The 6,217-nt window shown below is 39.4% G+C and carries 8 protein-coding genes; 7 read left to right on the forward strand and 1 reads right to left on the reverse strand.

The annotated features are described in order from the left end of the window. The 7 genes from V7161_RS16190 to fabF form a co-directional block, all read left to right on the forward strand. On the forward strand, window positions 1-273 hold a 273-nt coding region (locus tag V7161_RS16190), incomplete at its 5' end, for a hypothetical protein (RefSeq protein WP_335714005.1). Between the two features lie 113 nt (window positions 274-386). Then, window positions 387-1,199, forward strand: a complete 813-nt coding sequence (locus V7161_RS16195; RefSeq protein WP_335714006.1) for an SDR family NAD(P)-dependent oxidoreductase — start codon at window positions 387-389, stop codon at window positions 1,197-1,199. Window positions 1,200-1,593: 394 nt separating this feature from the next. Next, window positions 1,594-2,016, forward strand: a complete 423-nt coding sequence (locus V7161_RS16200) for a universal stress protein (RefSeq protein ID WP_335714007.1) — start codon at window positions 1,594-1,596, stop codon at window positions 2,014-2,016. A 65-nt stretch (window positions 2,017-2,081) separates the two neighbouring features. Next, the gene (locus V7161_RS16205) at window positions 2,082-2,804 is read left to right on the forward strand and encodes a hypothetical protein (RefSeq protein WP_335714008.1); all 723 of its coding nucleotides are present in this window, start codon (window positions 2,082-2,084) and stop codon (window positions 2,802-2,804) included. 262 nt (window positions 2,805-3,066) lie between these two features. Further along, window positions 3,067-3,273, forward strand: coding sequence for a hypothetical protein (locus V7161_RS16210; protein ID WP_335714009.1), 207 nt, complete (start codon window positions 3,067-3,069; stop codon window positions 3,271-3,273). A 37-nt stretch (window positions 3,274-3,310) separates the two neighbouring features. Further along, entirely contained in the window at window positions 3,311-3,859 is a 549-nt protein-coding gene (locus V7161_RS16215) for a TetR/AcrR family transcriptional regulator (RefSeq protein ID WP_335714010.1), read from the forward strand. A 420-nt stretch (window positions 3,860-4,279) separates the two neighbouring features. Further along, entirely contained in the window at window positions 4,280-5,515 is a 1,236-nt protein-coding gene (gene fabF / locus V7161_RS16220) for a beta-ketoacyl-ACP synthase II (protein WP_335714011.1), read from the forward strand. A 232-nt stretch (window positions 5,516-5,747) separates the two neighbouring features. On the opposite strand, the gene V7161_RS16225 is transcribed toward fabF, so the two are convergent. Continuing rightward, entirely contained in the window at window positions 5,748-6,068 is a 321-nt protein-coding gene (locus V7161_RS16225; RefSeq protein ID WP_335714012.1) for a winged helix-turn-helix transcriptional regulator, read from the reverse strand. Window positions 6,069-6,217 lie beyond the last annotated feature (149 nt).

Genomic DNA, 6,217 nt, shown 5'->3' on the forward strand with positions numbered 1-6,217 from the left:
GTTACATCAACAGAGAAATCCATGCAAGATTTTATAAATTGTCACAATGAAATGGAAGAAATGCTGGAAATTTTAAGAGAGAATGTAAAAATCCACGGCTCAGAGAGCATACAAGCCCAAATTGCGAATGAAAATTTCCAAGCAGCGAATCAAATATTAAAGTTACTAAATGAATTCACTAAAATAGAATTCAATTCAAATGCGGAGCAAATTATGGAATTTTCAAAATCACTAGTTGTAAATATAAAGGAAAATTTCGGGAGGAAACATTAAAGAGCAACAAATTATTAATTCAAAAAGCAAAAAGTTATTGATCGATCGCTGTCAAGTTTTGTCATCAAAACAGAGGATCAGGTCATAATTATAAAAAAGGAGAAATGAAGACTATGAATAAAGTATGGTTTATTACAGGAACTTCGTCAGGATTCGGACGGCAATTTGTGCAGCAGCTGCTTCAAGCAGGGGACAAAGTGGTCGCAACGGCACGCAAACTTGAATCTATTCAGGATTTTAAAGAACTGGCACCGGATCGTGTTCACCTAGCAGCTTTGGACGTGACAAATAAGGCGCAAATTCAATCCGCCGTTCAAGAAGCCGTTGACGTTTTCGGGAAAATCGATATTGTGGTGAATAATGCCGGATACGGACTTTTCGGAATGATGGAGGAGTATACGGACGAACAAATCCGGAAGCAGTTCGACGTCAACGTGTTCGGTGTACTAGATGTCATCCGAGCAACACTCCCCGTCTTTAAACGTCAAGGATCGGGCCATTACGTTAATTTTTCATCCTTCTTCGGAACTTGGTCCATGCCTCCGTACAGCATATACGCTGCATCCAAGTTTGCAGTTGAAGGCTTCTCCGAAGCGTTCGCGCAAGAGTTCGCAGGTTTCGGGATCAAGACGACAATCGTGGAGCCTTCCGTGTACGCAACAGAGTTTTTTGGCGAATCGATGCAGCATACCGAGAAGACACAAGAATATGCTGCGTTTTATGAAGCATATGAGAAAGGTATGTCGAACATCAAGACCGGCGACCCGGCAAAAGCAGTGCAACAGATTATTTCCGTTATAAAAAGCGGTAATTCGCCGCTTCGTTTGGCAGTTGGATCTCAAGCTGCATATACAATTCGTGAAGCTTATACCAAAAGACTAGAAGAGGTCAACACATGGTTTGAGCGTTCGGCTGAAGCTGACTAATTGAATAAAAGGCTGAAACACAAGCAGGGGTCTTAGACTTTCTTTTTAGGGTCATTTACCCGTCGCTGTTTCTTTGTTATGGACATTCTAAAAACATTAATTTCGTGAGACAACACCTTATGTTTCGACCAATGCCGAGATCGATTGGTAATGAATTAATCATTGCAATAATGCTCGACACTTACCTACTAGTAGGTTAATGCCAACAAGAGGCAGTAACATTGAAAGTAGAACACAAACGTTAGCCCGCATATTACATGCTATTGAAAAATACTGCTACTATTTATGCTGGCGGATGGGGGTTCAATCGTTATTATTCTCAGGTTACATCACAATAATCACCGTCATGGGTTTTATTATAAAAATAAGATTTAATAAAAAGGGGAGTGACAACATGTATGAACGGTTTTTAGTTCCAATTGACGGTTCCGAACATTCCAAACATGCACTGAAATCGGCTAAATGGATGGCGCAAAACATTGGGATAAATGCCCGTATAACGCTTCTTCATATCATTCCTAGTAACAATATCAATACAGTTGCTTACGGAGTGGATATTGAACAATTGCAAGTAGAGGAAGTTAGGAGGATTTTAGAAGAATCCGCACAAGTCCTTTCGGGGTCATCAATACAATATGATAGCGAATACCATATTGGAGATCCTGCAGAGATGATATGCAAGAAGGCAAAAGAGGGAGATTACGACCTGATCGTAATGGGCAGCAGGGGACTTAGCCTCTTTTCAGAACTGCTCGTGGGAAGTGTAAGCCATAAAGTGGTCCAGCATGCGCATTGTGGTGTAATGATTGTAAAGTAAATATGAGGTGATTTATTAAAACTCATTTTCATTATCGAATCATCTTTCAACTTAAGGAGGAGAATATGAACAACCTACTGGCAAAAATTATTGACGCGCACGGCGGAATTGACCGATGGGAAAAATTTAGTTCACTGACTGCCACGATCGTCACCGGTGGCGGTTTATGGGCAATGAAAGGGCTCGTACAAGATTCCAATCCACGTGAGATGACAGTCGCGCTACATTCGGAAATCGCATCTGTTACTTCCTTTGGTCAACCGGATTGGCGTACTGCCTTTACGCCCGGTCGTATCGCGATTGAGACCCTCTCTGGGGAAACCGTTCGCGAAAAATACGATCCTAGGACCTTGTTTGCTAACCATAGGATGAACACACCGTGGGACCCGCTTCATCGAGCATATTTCAACGGGTACGCAATGTGGACATACCTGACAACGCCTTTTTTCATGGTCATGCCAGGATTCGAGGTCAGCGAAATCCCCCCATTGCAGGAGGGCAACGAGCTCTGGCACGGTTTGCGTGTGCGCTTTCCCGAACACGTCGCCAGTCATAGCAAGGAGCAAGACTTCTACTTTGGCGATGATTTACTACTACGCAGGCACGACTACCATGTCGATGTTTCAGGTGGCTTTCCAGCGGCGCAATATGTCTACGACTTCATTGAGATCGAAGGGCTTCGTTTCCCGACAAAACGCCGCGCATATCTTCGTGGACCCAATCTGGAGCCAGTTAAGGATCTGCTGCTAGTCTCGATTGATCTCAGCAACTTCCGGTTCAACCCGTGAAGCCATTGACGTCATCATTCCGGGAGCAAAAAGGGCAGAATAAGTCTTGCAAAATCTGAAAACACTGGAATTCCATTTAACGAATGAAGAAATCCAAGAAATTGACCGATTTTTTCCTAAAATTATGATGGCATTTGATAGCACTCATCTGAGTGCTTTTTCTTTTGCTTTTTTTAAGAAAATAGGCATCCGCAATACATACACAATTTGTCAAATATCCATGATTTTTTTTATTTTTCATTACAAAATTTCAAATTAATCAATGAGCTTTGTTAAGAACGGCAGGACTTCCAATCGGATTCATGTTCAGCCAGGGCCTCTATCGATTTATAAAGTTTTGCCAGATGCTCTTGGTATTGAAGAGGCTTATGACCACCGAGTACCTGAAAAGATGAACCTCGTAAGCATGCACGACAAGCCGGAGTCGCAGTCATTTTACCGATGGAGCGACGGGATGAAATCAGCCTAAACTTGACACTTACCTACTAGTAAGTTAATATAAAATCATGGAGAACAGGAAAACACAAATTATCGATCTGTCACTGAAACTAATTCGTGAAAAAGGCTATGTAGCCATTAGCTATGATGATTTATCCAAACGATTGGGTGTGACGAAAGGTAGCATCCATTATCATTTTGAAAAAAAGGAGGATTTGGGAGTTGCCGTTACTGATCTGGTGCTTCAAAATTTGCAGGACTTTTTATCGTTCATTACGAATTCTAAGCTGACTGTTGAAGAAAAGATCAAGCATTTTTTAGAGAGACAAATTGTTTTAAGCGACGGTGGGATATGCCCCGTATCATCTCTCCAGTCAGATTATGAATCCCTTCCTGGAAGAGTAAGGCAAAAAGTACGGGAAATCAGTCAGTTAGAAATAACGATTATTAAAAATATTCTTAAGGTAACACTGGTAGAACGGGGAGCCGAAGAAATTGAATCATTAGCTTTTGCCATCTTGTCATGTATGAAAGGAACAATACAATACGAACGGGTACTGGGAAAGGAGATATTGAAGCAAGCAATGAATGAAATATACCGCCTTTTAAAAGGTTAAAAAGCTTGTATTAAACTGATTTATTTTTTGGGGATGCTTACCTACTAATAGGTAAAAAGGGGTTTCACCCCTTGGCGAACTTGTCCCTTTTTCATTATATGCATCCGATTGTGTGTGCCCTATAGCAGCATTACTGGCGGATTATAATTATTTGCCTATACTCATGCAACAGAAAGTACAACTTCTAAGTCAAATCGAAATAGATTTTCTATCAGAATTGCATAAGGACACCAAAAAGGAATGGCGCATTCAAAATACTGACGATCTGTAAGCATTAGCAGTTTTTCTTATTTCAAGCATCAAGGGCGGATTACAATGTAAATGTGTATTAAGTGATGGTGTCTTGTCTAAAATATTTGAACAACTTAAAGATCTTTTGAAGTAGTTATGCGAAAAAGGAATGACAGGAGAGTGTTGTTGATGGCACGAAGAGTTGTCGTAACAGGATATGGAGTGGTTTCGCCGTTAGGAAATACAATTGAAGCGTTCTGGAAGAACATTAAAGAAGGTAATTCAGGCATCAAAAGAATTACATCTGATGACTATAACAATATTAACACCCAAATTGCAGGTTATATTACCGACTTTGTCGCAGAGCAATATATGGAAAAAAAAGAACAGGAGAAATATGACCTATTCATACAGTATGCTGTTGCTGCTGCTCAACAAGCTTTAGAACAGGCGAATCTAGATTTACAAAATGTTAATAAGGAGCGATTAGGGGTTTATATTGGTTCCGGTATTGGAGGAATTAATACTACATTAGAAAATCATAAAGCTTTGCTTGAAAGGGGACCAAGAAGAGTTTCTCCATTTATGGTTCCAATGATGATCAGTAATATGGCGTCAGGAATAATATCTATAAAAACGGGTTTTAAAGGGCCTAGCTTTTCGCCTGTTTCTGCTTGTGCAACAGGGAATCAAGCAATTGGAGAAGCTTTTTTAAATATTAGACATGGTTATGCTGATGGCATATTAGCTGGAGGGGCTGAAGCTCCTATTAATCCACTAGCTTTTGCTGGATTCTCAAGAATGAGAGCAATGTCTACTCTAAATGATTTTCCAGAAAAGGCAAGTCGCCCATTTGACAAAGGGCGTGATGGCTTTGTCATGTCTGAAGGAGCGGGTGTTTTATTCCTGGAAGAATATGAACATGCGAAGGAAAGAGGAGCGACAATTTTAGGAGAAATCGTAGGTTATGGTTCCACAACAGATGCATTCCATATTACAACCCCTGACTACAATGGGGCCGCAAATGCCATGAAATTGGCTTTAGATATGGGGAATATTCGATTGACGGATGTGGATTATATAAATGCACATGGTACAAGTACCCCTGAAGGAGATAAATCAGAGACCAAAGCGATTAAAAGTGTTTTCGGTGATCATGCTTATAACTTAAAGGTAAGTTCCACAAAATCTATGACTGGGCACCTTTTTGGAGCAGCAGGTGGGATTGAGGCTGTAATAACCCTCAAAAGTATCATGGAAGATATAGCTCCTCCAACTATTAATTTTGAAATACCAGATGAAGAGTGTGATTTAGATTATGTTCCAAACCATGCAGTTAACATGAAAATAAACTATGCTATTTCTAATGGTTTTGGTTTTGGTGGACATAATGCAGTGTTGGCATTTAAGAAATTTTCGATATAGATAGAACTGGAGAAAAGGAATAATCGATTTTTCAAAAGAAAAGGACTTAGACGTAAAACCATTAAGTTAATAAGACTGCCAAGCCACCTCGTTTATGAAGTGGCTTGGCAGTCTTATGTATATTAGTCCCATTTCTGGTTAATCATGAAACAACCTTTCCATAAAAATGGAAAGGTTGTCATAATAAATATATTATAAATCAGGAAATTTTCACACCAATTGAAGTTTTACTTTATAGCCATTTATTCGCCCAATCTTCTACTGTCTTTAGGGCTCTTCCTAATTCCGTCCCTTTTTTTGTGAGTGAATACTCTGTTCGAACCGGGCGATCTGTAATTACATTTCTTAGGACGATTCCACAATCCTCAAGTTCCTTTATTCGTTCGTTAAGCATTCTCTTACTTAAATCAGGAATATAAGCATGGATTTCACTAAACCGTTTTGGTTCTTCCATTAGAGTATGGATAATTAAACCCATCCATTTTTTTCCGATAATATTGTACGATTCTTCGACCTTTGAACACACTTTATCCTGTGTTTCCTTTTCACTCAAGGTAAACACCTCCTATTTGTAATTATAGTATACTAAAAGTAACAAGGTGTTCTTTCATATTAATAATTATATCGTAAATACATTAATAAATAAAGAGTTTATAAATTAAGTTCAAAATGAAATGTGTATAAAAAAGTAACCAGTAAATT

The organism is Neobacillus drentensis (assembly GCF_036965425.1).
Taxonomy (GTDB): Bacteria; Bacillota; Bacilli; order Bacillales; family Cytobacillaceae; genus Neobacillus; species Neobacillus drentensis_F.